Annotated in this window: 15 protein-coding genes; 2 read left to right on the plus strand and 13 right to left on the minus strand. The window is 35.6% G+C overall.

The window, feature by feature from the left end:
* Positions 1 to 2: 2 nt before the first annotated feature.
* The 4 genes from J2T03_RS05600 to J2T03_RS05615 all read right to left on the minus strand — a co-directional run bounded on the left by J2T03_RS05600 (position 3) and on the right by J2T03_RS05615 (position 4,443).
* Positions 3 to 1,070 carry an efflux RND transporter periplasmic adaptor subunit gene (locus J2T03_RS05600; protein ID WP_307209959.1) on the minus strand — a complete coding sequence of 356 codons (1,068 nt, stop codon included), beginning with the start codon at positions 1,068 to 1,070 and terminating at the stop codon, positions 3 to 5.
* Positions 1,070 to 2,323 (minus strand): TolC family protein, encoded by a 1,254-nt coding sequence (locus J2T03_RS05605; RefSeq protein WP_307209960.1) that lies wholly within the window; start codon positions 2,321 to 2,323, stop codon positions 1,070 to 1,072. Before J2T03_RS05605 ends, J2T03_RS05600 begins: the two co-directional genes overlap by 1 nt.
* A gap of 75 nt (positions 2,324 to 2,398) precedes the next feature.
* The gene (locus tag J2T03_RS05610) at positions 2,399 to 3,769 is read right to left on the minus strand and encodes a HAMP domain-containing sensor histidine kinase (RefSeq protein WP_307209962.1); all 1,371 of its coding nucleotides are present in this window, start codon (positions 3,767 to 3,769) and stop codon (positions 2,399 to 2,401) included.
* Positions 3,766 to 4,443, minus strand: coding sequence for a response regulator transcription factor (locus J2T03_RS05615; RefSeq protein ID WP_306841811.1), 678 nt, complete (start codon positions 4,441 to 4,443; stop codon positions 3,766 to 3,768). Before J2T03_RS05615 ends, J2T03_RS05610 begins: the two co-directional genes overlap by 4 nt.
* A gap of 232 nt (positions 4,444 to 4,675) precedes the next feature.
* Here J2T03_RS05615 and J2T03_RS05620 point away from each other — a divergent pair, with 232 nt between their 5' ends.
* Both J2T03_RS05620 and J2T03_RS05625 read left to right on the plus strand, forming a co-directional pair.
* Positions 4,676 to 4,888 carry a hypothetical protein gene (locus J2T03_RS05620; protein WP_307209964.1) on the plus strand — a complete coding sequence of 71 codons (213 nt, stop codon included), beginning with the start codon at positions 4,676 to 4,678 and terminating at the stop codon, positions 4,886 to 4,888.
* A gap of 957 nt (positions 4,889 to 5,845) precedes the next feature.
* On the plus strand, positions 5,846 to 6,571 hold the full coding sequence (locus J2T03_RS05625; protein ID WP_307209966.1) for an aspartate/glutamate racemase family protein: 726 nt from the start codon (positions 5,846 to 5,848) through the stop codon (positions 6,569 to 6,571).
* Positions 6,572 to 6,901: 330 nt separating this feature from the next.
* On the opposite strand, the gene J2T03_RS05630 is transcribed toward J2T03_RS05625, so the two are convergent.
* The 9 genes from J2T03_RS05630 to J2T03_RS05670 all read right to left on the minus strand — a co-directional run bounded on the left by J2T03_RS05630 (position 6,902) and on the right by J2T03_RS05670 (position 14,812).
* The gene (locus tag J2T03_RS05630) at positions 6,902 to 8,296 is read right to left on the minus strand and encodes a hypothetical protein (RefSeq protein ID WP_307209967.1); all 1,395 of its coding nucleotides are present in this window, start codon (positions 8,294 to 8,296) and stop codon (positions 6,902 to 6,904) included.
* A gap of 506 nt (positions 8,297 to 8,802) precedes the next feature.
* On the minus strand, positions 8,803 to 9,930 hold the full coding sequence (locus tag J2T03_RS05635) for a hypothetical protein (protein WP_307209969.1): 1,128 nt from the start codon (positions 9,928 to 9,930) through the stop codon (positions 8,803 to 8,805).
* Entirely contained in the window at positions 9,920 to 11,059 is a 1,140-nt protein-coding gene (locus J2T03_RS05640) for a hypothetical protein (RefSeq protein WP_307209971.1), read from the minus strand. Before J2T03_RS05640 ends, J2T03_RS05635 begins: the two co-directional genes overlap by 11 nt.
* 448 nt (positions 11,060 to 11,507) lie before the next feature.
* Positions 11,508 to 11,834: a transposase gene (locus J2T03_RS05645; RefSeq protein WP_307209973.1), complete on the minus strand. Its 327-nt coding sequence runs from the start codon at positions 11,832 to 11,834 to the stop codon at positions 11,508 to 11,510.
* A gap of 9 nt (positions 11,835 to 11,843) precedes the next feature.
* Positions 11,844 to 12,131 carry a hypothetical protein gene (locus tag J2T03_RS05650; RefSeq protein ID WP_307209975.1) on the minus strand — a complete coding sequence of 96 codons (288 nt, stop codon included), beginning with the start codon at positions 12,129 to 12,131 and terminating at the stop codon, positions 11,844 to 11,846.
* Between the two features lie 224 nt (positions 12,132 to 12,355).
* Positions 12,356 to 13,516, minus strand: a complete 1,161-nt coding sequence (locus tag J2T03_RS05655; protein WP_307209977.1) for a hypothetical protein — start codon at positions 13,514 to 13,516, stop codon at positions 12,356 to 12,358.
* A 126-nt stretch (positions 13,517 to 13,642) separates the two neighbouring features.
* Positions 13,643 to 13,888, minus strand: a complete 246-nt coding sequence (locus J2T03_RS05660; protein WP_307209979.1) for a hypothetical protein — start codon at positions 13,886 to 13,888, stop codon at positions 13,643 to 13,645.
* A 311-nt stretch (positions 13,889 to 14,199) separates the two neighbouring features.
* Entirely contained in the window at positions 14,200 to 14,655 is a 456-nt protein-coding gene (locus tag J2T03_RS05665) for a transposase (protein ID WP_307209983.1), read from the minus strand.
* Between the two features lie 10 nt (positions 14,656 to 14,665).
* Positions 14,666 to 14,812 carry a hypothetical protein gene (locus tag J2T03_RS05670; protein ID WP_307209985.1) on the minus strand — a complete coding sequence of 49 codons (147 nt, stop codon included), beginning with the start codon at positions 14,810 to 14,812 and terminating at the stop codon, positions 14,666 to 14,668.
* Positions 14,813 to 15,661: the final 849 nt, after the last annotated feature.

The following is a 15,661-nucleotide window of genomic DNA, read 5'->3' on the forward strand; positions in this document are numbered from 1 at the left end:
TTTTAATATCCAAAGGATAGTCCCTTTAATTGCATTATACCTTCCACAGCTACTTCATCTCCATTATTTAAACCACTATATACAATAGTTTTGTCACCCACCTGACTGCCAACATGTACTTCTCTGCGTTCAAAAACATTATTACCTTTTTTCACAAAAACATAATTTTTGGATTGTACCGTGACCAAAGAGCCTTTGGGTATACTGATAAAATCGCCTTCGTTAACCCCAAATGAAATGTTAGCAAACATCCCAGATTTCAGCTTATTATTTGTATTATCTATACTTATCCTCAGTTTTATCATCCGGGTCGTATTGTCTATAACATCGGCCATATCTTCAATATGTCCTGTGAACTTTTCATTCGGAAAGGCATTGAATACTATTTTACAAGTGCCCCCTTCTTTAATCTTTCCTGCCTGGCTTTCAGGAATATCGGCAATAATCCAGGCTTTCCCTCTGCTTGCACGAAGCAGGGCATCTGGGTCAAAACCTGCCATTTTTAATTTTGACTGCTGTTCCAGAATAAGGCTCTGTTCGGTTATCAGATCTGTTTCAGCAGCTGCTTTTTCAGCAATGGCAGCATTCTTATCACTTTCAGCGGCCATTTTATCCACTCTTGCATCGGCAACTTCTTTACCTGTACTTGCACCATGCGCAAACAAATCCTGAAATCGTTCTATTTCCACCTGTTTTTGTCTGATGATCGCTTGTTTTTGTCCTACAATAGCTTGTTTTTGGGCAATAATGGCTTTCTTCTGCGCAATATTTGCTTTCCGGTTCATTAAATCGGTATAATTTGCACTCAGTTCAGGATCGTTGAATAAGATGATCCTGTTCTCAACAACTGTGGCTACAATTTGTGCAGGTGCTGCAACATCTGCATTAATATTACCCGAAGCTATTTTTTCTGTTTTGAAGAAGGTAAAGGTTTTGGCATCCGGAAAAGTAATCGTTTGTCCACCGTTACTTACAGTGGGTGTTATGCTTTTTTCTGGTTGTTGAGTTTCTTTACTACCACAAGCAGTTAGAAATAGCATTGCTGAAATTATATAAATGCTTTTTTTCATTATTTTGCCAATTGATTAATTAATCCTGTTGCGTACAGCAATTGAATGTTACTTTGTTTATATTGTTCTAAAGCCTCAAAATATTGTTGCTGTGTTTCGAGCCAGCTTCTTTGTGCTTCCAGAAAATCTATCATCGTAGTTCCGCCCCGCAGGTAAGCATACTTCACATTATTTAAAATAGTTTGTGCCTGTATGTTTATATTTTTGAAATTTTCGAGAGTTTGTTTTTGCAGTTGATAATTTGCATAAGCATTGGCAACTTCTGTTTCTATCTGGCCATGAATTGTATTTAGTTGCTGCTCGGCTTGTTGTTTTAAAAGAACTGCTTTTTGCCTTTCTCCCTGATTTCGCGAGAAAAAAGGAAGTTCAAAAGTAGCATAAGCTCCCACATATGGTATTGTATTCTGTGGATTATAAACAACGCCTAGTTCGGGACTTGGGATGGATAAAGATTTTTGCAGTCTGATATTGGATGAAGCGGCTTCAATAGCTAATTTGGACGATAAAATATCACTTCTGTTGTTTAATGATTGCTGCAACAAGCTATCTATATCCGATGGTATTTGATATAAAAAATCATCAGAAATGTCCGCATTTACATCTTCTTCTGTTCCCAGCAGAAACTTCAGTTCTTTTTGTTTATTGATAATTTCCTGTTGGGCTGTTTTTGTTTGAAGTGTATACTGTTTGCCTAATAATTCGGTACGGTATAGATCAATTTGGGTGATTACCTGTTTTGCATAACGATACTGATTGATGTTTACCAGGCTGTCTATATTGCTTTTGGCAGTTTGAATTAGAGCCAGCCTTTTTTGTGCAGACCATATTTCTATCCATTTATGGGCAACTTCAAGATATAGGTTTCTTTCAGTTTCATTATAATTTTTTTCGGATGCAGCGGCCGTTTTTTCGGCAAAGTCAATTGCATTCTTGCGCTGGCCCGCTATTTGGAATGTCTTTCCTATTTGCAGATTGGTTTGTGTATTTGCTGAATTAAATAAACCAGTATTCTCAGCATAATCCTGTTTTCTAATAGTACTGATATAATTTACTCCCAAGACAGGATTAGGTCTTAGTTTTGCAGTCGTGATATCGCTTTTCGCAATTCCGATATTGAATTTTTCGGTTCTTAGAACAGGGTTATTTTCCCTGGCTGCCTGTAATGCTTTTTGTAAAGTAACTTGGGTTTGTGAAAAAATACTACCCGAAAATAAAAAGTTTAACAGGAGGAAATAAATATACTTTTTTCGCATCGCTCCGTTTTAATGAATTACTGCGGCAAAAGTAGAAAAAGATGTTTCTGGATTTTATTAGAATTCCATTAGAATTTATAGCAGATTGGGGAGTTCGACACTGAATGTTGTGCCTGTATTCGGTTTTGAAACAACTGTAATTTTACCTTTATGCAACAGGACTATTTTTTTTGTAAGTGACAATCCGATACCATTTCCATCAGTAAACTGTTTGTTTTCACCACGGTAAAAAGGGGTGAAAATGTTGTGCAGGTCATTAGCAGAAATGCCAATTCCTTTATCTTTAAATTGTAATAACACTTCATTATTATCAAATGAAATATAGGCTATACATTCTTTATCTCTGGAAAATTTACACCCGTTTTCAAACAAATTGGCAAAGGCTACTTTTAATAAATATTCATTTCCATTTATTGAAATTTGATTTTCATTATCAATATCATGTTCAAAGTGTAAATCAATTTTGTAATCTGTATTTGCCTGTTGTACCTGATGTTTTGCGTCCAACAAAACTTCATCAATACGGATTACTTTAAAAGCAATTTCAGAAGGATCATAGCTGGCTTTTGCAAGGTCCAACAGGCTGTTGGATAAACGGACTATTTTTTTTGCATCATTTAATGAGCTTTTTATGGCTTTTTTATAGGCTTCATTATCCTGCTCTTTATCAATTGCTAGTTCGAGTTCTGAAATAATTGCAGAAAGTGGTGTTCGTAATTCATGTGAAATATTGGAAACAAAATTCTTTTGTGCATCGAAAGAATTTTCAAGCCTGTCTAGCATTCCATTAAATGTGTTTCCCAATTCTGAAATTTCGTCTTTATTATTTTTCGTATTTAAGCGTGAGTAAAGATTGGTAGCTGAAATATTATTGACTTTATCGGTCATTTCTTTTACAGGCTTGAATACTTTTTTTGAGAAGATCCAGCCTGCCATGAATATAAATAATATAGAAAGAAACAGTACCAGTAAACTGTTTTTCAGGAGATTGTTTAATTTGCTGTATCCGTATTCATCATAAGCGGCTGCAGTTACAATATAGTTTTTCCCTTCAAAGGAATATCTAAGTCCCACTACCTGCCAATCTTTCTGATAAAACTGAGTTTCTCCTTTTTTTTCAATTGTATTAATCATTTCTTTTGTTTCTTTTACAAAATCAATGCTTACAGCGTCGTGATATAATAATTGAAAAGATGTATTATAAATCGCTACTTCTACCTCGTTAATAGTGATTCGATTATTTTTATAAATATTTTGTAAGGTCCTGGAATCTACCTGAGCTTTGAAAAATAGATTGGCTTTCGTTTCTGCTTCTTTTTTTAAGACTGTATAGAACTCCTGTTCTCTGTTTTCTTTGGCTGAAAAATAAATAATAGCTGCAAACAGCAACAAAATTGAAACTGTAATAAGTGTGAACAATAAGGTAATCTGCGTTCTTATTTTCATTTTTCAATCAGTATAAAGCCCATTCCGGGCTTGGTATGAATTAATTTAGGCTCAAAATCTTTGTCAATTTTTTTTCTTAAATAATTAATGTACACATCGATAAAATTGGTTCCCGTATCAAAATAAGTATTCCATACTTTTTCAGCAATCTCTGTCCTTGTCAATACTTTTTCAGAATTTTGAACCATATAAGTCAAAAGATCAAACTCTTTGGGAGTAAGGTTGATCTCTTTAGTGTCTCTCTTTACTGTTTTGGTTTGAAGATCCATTTCAAGATCAGCATATTTCAAGAAAAAATCTTTTTCAGAATTTTTTGGAACCCGTTTTAATAATGCGCGGATACGAACAATTAATTCCCTCATTTCAAAGGGTTTTACCAGATAATCATCGGCACCGGCATCAAAGCCTTCCACTTTATCATCGGTTGTCCCTAAAGCTGTAAGCATAATAATAGGGATGTGTGGTTTTATCCGTCTGATTTGTTTGCAGAAATCAATACCATTTAATTTCGGCATTAGAATATCTGTGATAATTAGATCATAAGATTTATTTATAACTAATGTCTTTCCTGAAAGTCCATCAACAGCCAATTCAGTAGAAAAATCATGTTCTTCCAATCCTCTCTGAATGAGCTCTGCCACTCTTCGATCATCTTCTATAACTAAAATATTCATTGTGAAAATTAAAGGGTATTATTTTACATTCTGGATTTATCAATTCTTCTTTCAGAAATGTTTTGTCCAATATATAATATTTTTCCTGCAAAATAAGTCAAATTTTAATTATCGATTTATGAGATTTTAAAAAAAATCCTTGTTAAGCTCAGCCAATTGCCAAGAAATTCATCATCCAGTCTTTTCAACTGTGTCTGACTTATTGTTTTCTTTTTCCATAATTTAATGCCATATGAGATCAAGTTATCAGGCATTACGTCTCCTTGAGATAACAGGCTGTGGTCTATTGGTTCTGGTTACTCTTTGTGGTTTTGGATTGCAAAACATAGTGATGGACTCAATAACGCAAGAGCAAATTATGCAAAAAGAAAACAATAAGTCAAAAATTGAAATTCCTTATGCCACTCTGGTTTTTAAAATTTGGAATAAGATTATTCAACAGTAATCCTTTGCTGATTGACCTTATCCTGAATACGAAGTATCTTCTACTAAACTTCCACCATCCTCTGTAGTAACGGTTGGAAATAGATAATCATGGTTTTGTCCTGAGAAATACTTTTCCCAGACTTCTTCCCCGCTGATTCAGTTTGATTAGGTGAAAATCGTAACTGTTGTTTTGCTTCTGTCTGCCAGCGGCTGGCTTTTGGACTGTATAGAACTTCAGTACTACTGATCAATTGTTGTGGTAATCTGACCCAGGAAATCCTGAGTGGAATATTTGATGTTTTTCTGCCACACTCCTTACTGAGCTGATATACTAAAACCCTGCGTATATTACACATACATTCATGAAGAGTCTCCGCATTAGTTTTTTTGTAATCGAAAGTATTACATTATAAAAACAAGATAGAAACAAAATGTTATTTATTTTTAAGTAAATATGAACATTTATCAACTCAATCACTGTATAAAATCCCATTCTAGAAAGCAGCATATTGAAGTATAAAAATACCACATCTAAATTCTTTTTAATTGAGTTGTTGCTATCAGATTTAGATACTACATCTGTTATTAGCACAGATGTGGCCTGAATAAAAAAAACTATCTTTACTATTTGGAATTAAAAAGGCAACAGAATAAAATCCCCAATCTTGACCATGTATTTTTGTGATTATATATTTGAAGGTAGCAGGTGCTACTTCATGACTTTTATACTAAAAAGTGAAAAGGAAAAATTAAATAGATTATTTTATTGTTGGAGAAAGAATATTTAATTCGTAGAATATTGACACAGGTACTTATTCCGGTTTTGGGTTGACAGTACTTAAAAATGATCAAGGCAATATTAAGTAAAATAAATGTAAATACTAACAAAAAAGACATCTAACAAATAGTGAAAGAAAAAGCTTCACAAGTCTCTTAAGGAGCACTTGATTTGAATAACATTAAATAAATAATAATAATGAAAAAAATAGGATTGGTTGGGGGAATAAGTTGGACTTCTACTCTTGATTATTATAAACTCATCAACGAGTATACAAATCAAAAACTTGGCGGATTACATTCTGCAGAAATTATAATTTACTCCATAGATTTTGATGTTTTTGAAAATCTACTGATAGCATATGATTGGGAAGAACTCGAAAAATATTTTTCAAAAATTGTTCAAAATCTAATTAATGCCGGAGCTGAAATCATTATGCTGGGAGCCAATACAGCACACATTATTGTAGACAAGTTAACAGAGAATTTTCCACAGGTTGAATTGATACATATTGCTGATGCAACAGGAGAAAAAATAATAAGTCAAAACCTAAGAAAAGTTGGGCTTTTAGGAACTAAATACACAATGGAGCTGGATTTCTACAAAAAAAGGCTTCAGGATATGGGAATAGATGTAGTTGTTCCCAAATCAAAAAAAATCAGAGATTATATAGACTATACCTTAGGCCATGAACTCGGAAAAGGTATTTTCAAGCAAGAAACAAAAGAAGAATATATAAAAATAATTAATCAACTGATAGAAGAAGAGGATGTGGAAGGAATTATTTTGGGATGTACAGAAATCCCTTTAATCATTAATGAAGAAGATTTAAAAGTTCCTTCATTTAACACCACGAAAATTCATTCGCAAATAGTTGTTGACAAGGCTATCGGGAACAATCAATTGCTCTATGTGCACAAATAAAAATTCAAGAAATCCAATATTGTATTTTCAATTGCATGTCGAAAGCCAGTAATGTTTGGCATTATTTGTAGAAATATCTTCATCATAGTAAACAGAGAAGATCCTTCTAAAGAACCTATGAATATAACGACTCAAATTAAAAGTTGATTTATACTATCATAAATTTTGTAGAATAAAAGAGATAGTTTTTTACAGTATTCCGTGAAGCAATTATTATTGTATAAAAAAACCTCCAAAGTAAGTTTTGGAGGTTTTAAGGTAATCAACGGGTTATCCTGTTGTAGAAATGCACCGGTTACTAGATATAATGTTTGTGTTTTTTATTTTTCCTTAAAATTTTCCGACCACCCAGTAAGCATTTCCATCATCCAGCAATACAATACCGGAATAAGGCTGGCTAATTGAAATATCAGACTGCCCGTCAATCGGACTGGAAGACTGGATCAAAACCGGGTTACCGGAAGCTTCCGTTTTCTTTACCGTAATTTTTCTCCCTTTTTGAGAAGCAGCAGGCAGCGTAAGATTTAAACCCGAAGATGCGGCATCTGCTAAAATAATTTCATCGGATCCGGTAATGGTATAACCGGTATTCACTTTTCTTACAGAAGACTGTATTTCTACAAGGTCCCCTTCGTTATTGGTTCCCAGTCTGCTGATCCCTTTAAAATTGGTAAGCCGCAAACCTGAAGTATTGGGTTGCTCACTTTTCACTTCCAGACTATTGCCAGGTGTGTTGGTATTGATTCCTATACTGGCAAAGGTTCCTGCTCCGGCATTTACATTATTCCCATAAATACTGTTTCCTATATTGAGCTGATTATCTCCGGTGGTGCTTTTTAATTCGGTATTGGAACCGATCACAATGTTATTGGATCCAGAAGTCTGATTCCTGGCAGAATAAGTTCCAATGATGATATTATCATTTCCAAATGACAGTTGTCCTCCCGAGTAGGCACCCAATGCAACATTCTGCTTTCCTATACCGTGATTGGTCAGAGAAAGGAACCCTACAGCTGTATTTTCCATTCCGTCTGAGTTATTGCCTAAAGCATCTTTACCAATAGCAATATTATGGCTGCCTGTTTTATTTCCTATCAGACCTCTGTACCCTATTCCTATATTCCATTTCCCACTTTTATTATATTTCATGGCTTCATATCCAATGGCGGTATTAGCTTCCCCATCATAATTTGAAGTTAAGGAATGGCTTCCGACAGCCGTATTGTCATGGGCAATCATATTTCCATTCTCTCCTTTGAGGCTTTCATATCCTATCGCTGTATTCCATCGTCCCTGAAGACCTGTATTTCCTTTGTATGAACCTACTCCGAAAGAGGTATTGTAATACCTGAACCCACTTAATCTCCCGGCTATGATCCCTTCTCTTTTGAATATCAGATCCTGATTATCTGTTGTCCCAATAAAGTTTACATTAGGGTCGGTCCCGTTGTTTCCGGAAGTTCCCCAGGTATTCCGGGTATCTCCGATCAGGGTCCAGCTGCTTCCGTTCCAATAGTAATATCCGGGTACCACAGCATTTGTACTGTTGCCTGCTATGGATTTATTATAGATTAAAAGACCGGCGGCCGGGCCGGCAATGGTAACACTGTCATTAGTACCCTTCAGCGCTATTCTCGGGGGTAAAAATCCCTTATCGTTTCCTGCAACTTCTAACGCTGCCGATGCATGGGCCTGGGTCGTATTTATTCCTATCTGGCTAAACATATTTATTGGTATCAAAACATACAGTATGCATGTTATCATCATTTGTTTCATCTTATTTTTTGCTTTAATTATATATTATTTTTACTACCGATCGTGAAAACTTATCCTAATTCAACAGTTATTCAGAATAACAATTCATGGGACTATTATCTTTCAAAGTTTTGTACAAATTCCAACCTGAGATAAAGAAGAAAAAAATTATAAGTATTTGTTAGTGGCGAATGACTTTTCAGAATTCATAATATTCATCCGGATCGGTACCCTTGTTTGGGATGACAAAAGTAAAAAGGTAAGCTTCCTTATGCTGAAAAAAAGGTAAAAATCTCTACTGACAAATCAGCAATCTTTATTTATCATTTTACAAAATACTGATTAACAGATTATTAAAAAAAAACAAGCCATTACTTAATGGATTTAAAGATGATAAAAAATCAGATGATTTATAAAGAAAAAATAGACTTTTCCATTTTGAAACAGTCTATACAATTTTGTTTATAGTCTCCTGATTATGCTGTCTTTTTAAGTGATCTTAATATTTTCTCACTCCTTTTAAGACTCTGATAGCTTCGGAAACCGGAGAGGTATACCAATTCTTCCTCCTCGGCATTTTCATATTCGGGCAGATTTTTTAACCGTTCAAACTCTTCCAGCCTGAACCGGTTGATATACATGCTGAAATTGAGCCCGTAGGTCGTATTGATAAAAGCAGACAGATAAGTACGGTTGGTCCCGAAAACCGTTGTCAGCTCCGTAATTTTAAGATGCGGATTCAGGAAAGGTTTATTTTCAGTCATATAATGGTTAACAGCCTCATGGCTCAGGGGCTCCCGCACCTTTTTTTCCTGCTCAGAAAGTTTATCTGCTATAATATCTTCCGTGAGCAGCATAAAGTTCTGCCTGAAGATATGATAACATAGCGTTACATTCAGTAAGAGGATCAGTAGCCCCGGGATCAGCAATCCTGCTAAGCTGAAATAAGTTTTCATGTTGATAAAATAGATCAGCACAGGAAGCGGAATAATGAGAAAAAGCGCACCAAAAATCTGGTAAAGCCATCTCAGGGACGTTTCCTCAATATTGGAAGAATACTGTACAATTTCCTTTTTGTACCGGTACATTCTCCTTATCGCCAGATACAAATAAATAATGCTGATTACCATCCTGATATAAAAACGTCCGTAATCAAAAATAATAAATGCCTCATATCCCGTCGACCAATGTAAAGTTTTATCATCAGTATTCTGCCGGATATGATCTGGGATCATCATAAACCATATCCCATATACTGCTGCCAGAATAAAGGGAATCCCATAATGCCAGAATGAGAATTTCTCGGACGTACGGAGCCTGGTCAGTTTGAATACCAGATGATAAAACATGACCGGAAGTAACAGCATCGTTAAAAAATTAACGGCCTTGGTCTGAACAAAGGCTTCTTTATTATAGATAAAAAAGAAAACGGTAATCAGATAGACAACCTCTACCCCATAACCTCCTATAAGAAGTATAATAACCCTTTTTACAAATGTATCCTTGCTTTGAGTCAGTCTCATCAGGAGTAGCACACTGCAGAAAAAAGCAGAAAATACAGCAAAAGAGAAAGACATCGTTAAAAATAAATCCTTAGTTTCCATAGTCTTCTTTTTTATAATTTTCTTCCGCAGATTTCTTAGCCCGCCAGTAGGATCTGGGATTGCTGAATCCTGCCATCAGAGCAAGTTCTTCCTGGTTTTTATCTTCATTCTCTGTCTTTTGCCGGAGGTATTCTACTTCTTTCAGACGCCAGAGGTTATTATATTGTGAGAAATTTACACCAAATGTTTTATTGATAAATCCCGAAAGATAGGTTCTGTTGGTTTCGAAATGTTCTACCAGGTCATTCATTTTAAAGGCTGCATTCAGATAAGGTTTGCTTTTTTCATAATATTGTTCCAGTTCTTCCTTACTGAGAATCGGCGAAGTACTTATCTCTAAATGGGCCTGATATCTTTCATTGCTGGAAGCCATTGAAATAATATCTCCTCCGGAGATCATGACCGTATGGTTTTCGTTAAAGGACAGTATCATATAGTTTCTGGCCAGCATATTATAGACAATGATTATATGCTGCACCGGAATAAGAAGTATCATGACCCATAATATATTGATATTCCAGGCTCCGTTAAAAACAGACAGAATGGTAAATAGTCCGCGCAATGACATCCAGAGTTCCATCCAGCGCGTTACCCTGCCTTTTTCTACTCCATAATTTCTGATCAGTTTCTTCTTATACCGGTAAATCCGTATACTCCCTGCTATTGTATAAATCAAAACAGAAAAAAAGGCAGAAGCATATACATAGGGCATAAAAAATGTTGAAATAACATCATCTGACAGCTGCTGAATTCCGACAAAAGATCCCATAAAGATTCCTGATACCAGCAGTAGCAGCAGAGGGATAATATATTGAAATTTTATATGATGCAGATTTGCACCTTTTACTGGCGTCAGTATACATATGAAATGGTATAAAAAAACCTGGCTTGCCTGCAACAGGAAACATCCCATTGGGATAAAGTATTTCAACTGATCTTCATATACGGGATAGAGCTGTGCATAAAACCAACTGAGAATCATAAAAGCAAAGTAAATGATCAGTATCTTCTTAGCCTTATGCTCAGCCCTGGTCAGCTCCTGTCCGTAAGCGATGCTAAAGAGCATACCGCAGGTAAGCGAGGATATCATAGGAAGAGAAATATATATATTATTGAATAGCTCTACCATGCAGATATATGTTTAAATAGTTATTAGATTGTACAAAAATATAACATTCAGGTCTATGTTTTAATAAAATAATTTTTTCTAACCGGATTCTAATACCTTTATAAAACAGGATTCCCGGAAATAAGCATCACCGGGCACTCGGGATTTCCAGGTTGAACATCATCACAGATCAACACGTTATCATTCCGTTCCAGGTCATGCTATCCCGCCCTTCAGGTGAGTAATTTTTCACCATCCATTTCTGTACTATCTCAGGTAAGTATATAACTGTATATACTACAAAGCGTAATGCCATGTAGTAAAAACGGTTCTGTTTATCTAAAAGGGGGGATGGATAGGAGAATCAGCAGAGGTTTCAGGTACTTCCGCTAATTGCTTTAGAGCTATGTATTATCAGAAAACAGCTTCTATCCTGATGATGGAGTATAAGCCATAAACCGGTAACCTTTTAAAAAATTTTCTTCCATTTGGCTATGGTATTGCGGCTGATTCCCAGTTCTCTTGACAATTCAGCATTCGTCAGATCATTTTCATACTGGTATCTCAATATCTTTGCAATGGAATTTTCGTCATAGGACCTGTGGGTTCTTTTGACCCTGTTCCTGCCAAATATAATCCTGTTGATCTGAATCACATCAAGAGCCGAAATCTGTCTTTTTTCAAGAATCTCATGGCAATATTGTTTTTTTTCAGGATGCTTCATCTCCAGGATATCAGCATAAATGCGCTTATAATCAGGAATTCCGTAGATGGTTTCTTTTTTACTTTTTTTCATCGTTTTTCTTTATATTGAATCTTCTATAGAAGCGATGCTGATACTTTTAATGTTATCCGTTCTTTTTCTGATCAGCTTACCCAGGTAATATCTGTAAATAAATGTCTCATAAATCCGGCCCTCTTTAAAATACAGGTACAGGACCCTTGAGCTTTCCCATCTTGCTGCCTTCAGCGGATAGGACCAGTACCGGGACGGGAAAAAATTGAATCCGCAACCCAGGATATTCTTCGTTTCCTCCTTAGTCATTTCTAAAAGACTGATGATGGAATCCTTGTTGGATCTTGTATTTCTCATATCTCATTTTTTTAATCATTTATCCGGGAGCCTTATCCTGAGTCCCTAAGAGCTTATCCTGTCATGTAGGGTCAGTAATTGAATTGGTAATAGTTTACCCGACAAATTTTAATTTAGCAGGTCAAAGGATTTTTTTTTGCAGCATAAAAACTACGTTCATCATTTGTTGTAAGAATCGTATTTCTCTTTGACCTGCATAATTTCATGATATTCGGAACTCCTTATTATCGTATTTTCCTGATCTCTATGTAAGTAGCATTAGGATTACCATAAATAGGGCTTGATGTATTAACATTTGTATTATAATCTACCTTACGAAGATCAAATCTGGTAAGATAAGCAACTTTTAGCATATAAGATTGCCCTGCAATCAAATTCCGGACAATTGCTTTGGTACTACTCGTATAATAATGATTTGATGTCTCAGAAGTCGGAAACTGCCTGTCTACTATTCTGCCCATCCATTGTCCGTTAAGATCTGTTACTCCTAATAATCTCATTCCATAAGTACCCCCAGTTACAAGATTGCTTTCACAAAAATTAAAATTAATTTCATAATCTCCACTCTCCGGAACTGTTATCCTTCCTGTATAAGGATCATAGGTATAGCCTGTATGAGGTTTTATCCCGTTGTCAGTAAAATTTCGTATCGGAGTTTGCACTTGCATTGCTCCATTTCCTGTGTTAGGATAATTATCTATTGCCTTGTTCAAATACAGAACATAGGTTCCAGCTGCCCCACCGCTTCCTCCGTTGCTTCCAGAAGTAAGCAAAGACCTCCAGCTCGTACCATCCCAGAAACAGTACCCGATATCTAGGAATAGCTGTCCTCCTACCTCTACTTTATTCGTGTTATATACGAGGGTTCCTTCCTTGGGATTAGCAACCGTTACATTATCCATATGATGTTGAAGGTGTACTTTCGGGAGTATAACGCCTTTGTTGGAAGAAACAATTTCCAGGGCGGCAGAAGCGTGTGGGGTATCCGTGCCTATTCCTACCCTTCCATCGTCTTTTACAGTAAAGTCAGTTCCGGTTGCCCTGGCACTTCCATCAGAATTAGCCCCTAGCTTTACGGCTGTACCGGCTGCATCATCTACCCAGGCATCTTTGGTAGGATCTCCTCCGATAAGTGTCCATGCGGTACCGTTCCAGTAATGAAATCCGGTATTGATCAGATAGACCAGCTGGCCTTCTTTGGTACCGTTAGCCGTAAGGTCGTTTACCCTCGGGACAAGGATCCCGTCATTTCCCGTAACGGCTCCCAAATGATTTTTTGCATGAATATCAAGCGTTGCTTCCGGATGGGCATTGTTAATCCCAACCTGCCCATATGCACTTAGTACAATAAAAGAGATGACCGCTGTCATTAATCTTTTTTTCATAATGCTGTGTTTTTTATTATGTTATTATTATTTGTTGGTAAGCCCAACTATTATTTAGTTCAGTTTTGTTTCAGTTATTGCCTGAAAGCCATCTCGCCCATCAATACATAAGTGTCAGGCATACTTTCAGGTCTCTTTTTTGTTTTTTAAAGGGAGTTCATATATGCATGTTGATGACAGGTGGCTGGCAACATCATTTTCAAACTCGATACGTAACAATGTTTTCCTGATCCGCCAGGAAATATCCACTGTATAGCACCATAAGCTGTTTTCTTTTTGATCCGGCAGCCTTCCCATGGCCTTATAGATTTCCTTCCTGGTTTTTCCCAGGAAATTATAATTGACAATCTTGTTCTTTATTTTTAAATACATTGTTTTTTTATTAGCTACAAGAAAATAAAATATTGATTTTCAGAAGACTAAGATTAAAAATGATGTTAATAATCTTATTGCACCTGGTATTCAGCATCTTAATAAGCAGACCTGATGGGGAGAAACCCTCCCCACCGACAGACTGTAATGGTATTGTAGGGTATTTTTTCATCATTTTTACGTTATCCGTATTTTTTAAAATACCATCAACAGTCTGTCGGGCCTGCATCATAAAAACACTTAAGTTAAGAATGTATCATATTGAATAACAGTATCCTTCCTACCAGGAATAGTTTTTTAACAATCCATGTTTATTGTTTTCCTGCTCTTACCTGCCCATTGTATTTGGTTAGCCATTTATATAAGGTCGTCTTGGGAATTTTATAGTCTGCCATGACATCCTGTTTTGTTTTTTTCCCGGTCCCTATCAGCTCCAGTATAAACTGAATGATCTCAGGGGTATAAATATTCTTTCTGAAAACAGGTAATGAAGTAAGAGTATCTTTCGGCGTTTTTTCACTTGTCATATCTCTGCTGGCAGGGGCATACAGCATAATATGCTGGGAGTACAACCTGAAAAAGTCATACCGCAGCAGCTTGCTCCAACGAAGCAATATGTCCGAACTAAGCGAAGAACAGGTAAACATTTCCCTGATCTCTTCTTCTGTAGCTCTCATAAATCCAACAATCCTGTCCATATCCAGATTGGATTCAATCACTCTCCTTCTGATAAAATCTCCTATGTGAATGTTTTTTAAATCTTCCATAATGTGCTGTTTATGCGTTATAATACCTACATTGGTTATTTTTATATTGATCATCTGCATTACCGGACACCTCTTTTATCTGAACAGACCTGATGAGGAGGAAACCTCCCCATCGGAAAACTGCCAGCATACTCATCATTTGTGTTTGTTTTTTCATCAACCGTGTTTTTATTGTATGCCTTAGAGTTTTCCCGTCTGTACAAAAAAATAATAAAGGGATGTATTATTTAATCTTCATTTTCAGAACAGATAAAGGTTTATAAAAATTTTTATCCTGTTCTAAATTTTAATGATCAGCAGTATTCCGAATTTTGATGAAGCAAAACTAAAGCTTCATTAGGAAGCATAAAGAAAAAAAGGTAAAAACCATAGCTGTCATTTTGTACATTACTATTTACAATTTAAGCAATATACTGATTTACAGTAATTTAAAATAAAACAGAAAATGAAAAAAAAATTTTTTGATTATTTATCCGAAAAAAGATGAATTATCTGAATTCACTTGAATCATTTTATATTTATTCGAGAAAAAAATTCAAAAATAATCGAAAAATATTGAACTATTTTTCACCAACCTTTGATATTTTCCATGATAAAATTTCATTTTTATTGTCCGTTATCTGACTGGGTAGGTGTTGGAACCGAAAATTCAGTTGGTTCCGGAGATTCCTTCGTTACCCTATATTAGTCAGCCTGTTTTTTTCTTCCCATTGTTCGGCTGAGAGGCTGGTGAAATCTGTTCTTTCGATATTCATAACTGTGATTTTTGATGTTAAAATGTTGTGAACAGTTGATCAACTTTTATTGGGGTAAAGTTGAATAATGCATTTTATATAAAATCACTACTTGTTCGTAGTACTGAAAGATTTATTTTATTTGCTATAAATATTTTCTATGAAAAATGCTTACGGATAAAATATAAAAGTATCATGGGCTTAACTGACCAGTTTTCCGGAAGTGGCACTACCTGTCATAGTAGGGTTCGGTAGATTTAGGAGTAGATTTC

It is taken from the genome of Chryseobacterium lathyri (genome assembly GCF_030812195.1).
Lineage (GTDB): Bacteria > Bacteroidota > Bacteroidia > Flavobacteriales > Weeksellaceae > Chryseobacterium > Chryseobacterium lathyri_A.

Bases quoted from the DNA above. Each gene is read 5' to 3' on its own strand.
- J2T03_RS05620 (WP_307209964.1), top strand. From the start codon at position 4,676: ATGAGATCAAGTTATCAGGCATTACGTCTCCTTGAGATAACAGGCTGT.
- J2T03_RS05630 (WP_307209967.1), bottom strand. From the start codon at position 8,296: ATGTTTAGCCAGATAGGAATAAATACGACCCAGGCCCATGCATCGGCA.
- J2T03_RS05600 (WP_307209959.1), bottom strand. From the start codon at position 1,070: ATGAAAAAAAGCATTTATATAATTTCAGCAATGCTATTTCTAACTGCT.
- J2T03_RS05655 (WP_307209977.1), bottom strand. From the start codon at position 13,516: ATGAAAAAAAGATTAATGACAGCGGTCATCTCTTTTATTGTACTAAGT.
- J2T03_RS05610 (WP_307209962.1), bottom strand. From the start codon at position 3,769: ATGAAAATAAGAACGCAGATTACCTTATTGTTCACACTTATTACAGTT.
- J2T03_RS05660 (WP_307209979.1), bottom strand. From the start codon at position 13,888: ATGTATTTAAAAATAAAGAACAAGATTGTCAATTATAATTTCCTGGGA.
- J2T03_RS05615 (WP_306841811.1), bottom strand. From the start codon at position 4,443: ATGAATATTTTAGTTATAGAAGATGATCGAAGAGTGGCAGAGCTCATT.
- J2T03_RS05670 (WP_307209985.1), bottom strand. From the start codon at position 14,812: ATGAAAAAACAAACACAAATGATGAGTATGCTGGCAGTTTTCCGATGG.
- J2T03_RS05650 (WP_307209975.1), bottom strand. From the start codon at position 12,131: ATGAGAAATACAAGATCCAACAAGGATTCCATCATCAGTCTTTTAGAA.
- J2T03_RS05645 (WP_307209973.1), bottom strand. From the start codon at position 11,834: ATGAAAAAAAGTAAAAAAGAAACCATCTACGGAATTCCTGATTATAAG.
- J2T03_RS05640 (WP_307209971.1), bottom strand. From the start codon at position 11,059: ATGGTAGAGCTATTCAATAATATATATATTTCTCTTCCTATGATATCC.
- J2T03_RS05665 (WP_307209983.1), bottom strand. From the start codon at position 14,655: ATGGAAGATTTAAAAAACATTCACATAGGAGATTTTATCAGAAGGAGA.
- J2T03_RS05605 (WP_307209960.1), bottom strand. From the start codon at position 2,323: ATGCGAAAAAAGTATATTTATTTCCTCCTGTTAAACTTTTTATTTTCG.
- J2T03_RS05635 (WP_307209969.1), bottom strand. From the start codon at position 9,930: ATGGAAACTAAGGATTTATTTTTAACGATGTCTTTCTCTTTTGCTGTA.
- J2T03_RS05625 (WP_307209966.1), top strand. From the start codon at position 5,846: ATGAAAAAAATAGGATTGGTTGGGGGAATAAGTTGGACTTCTACTCTT.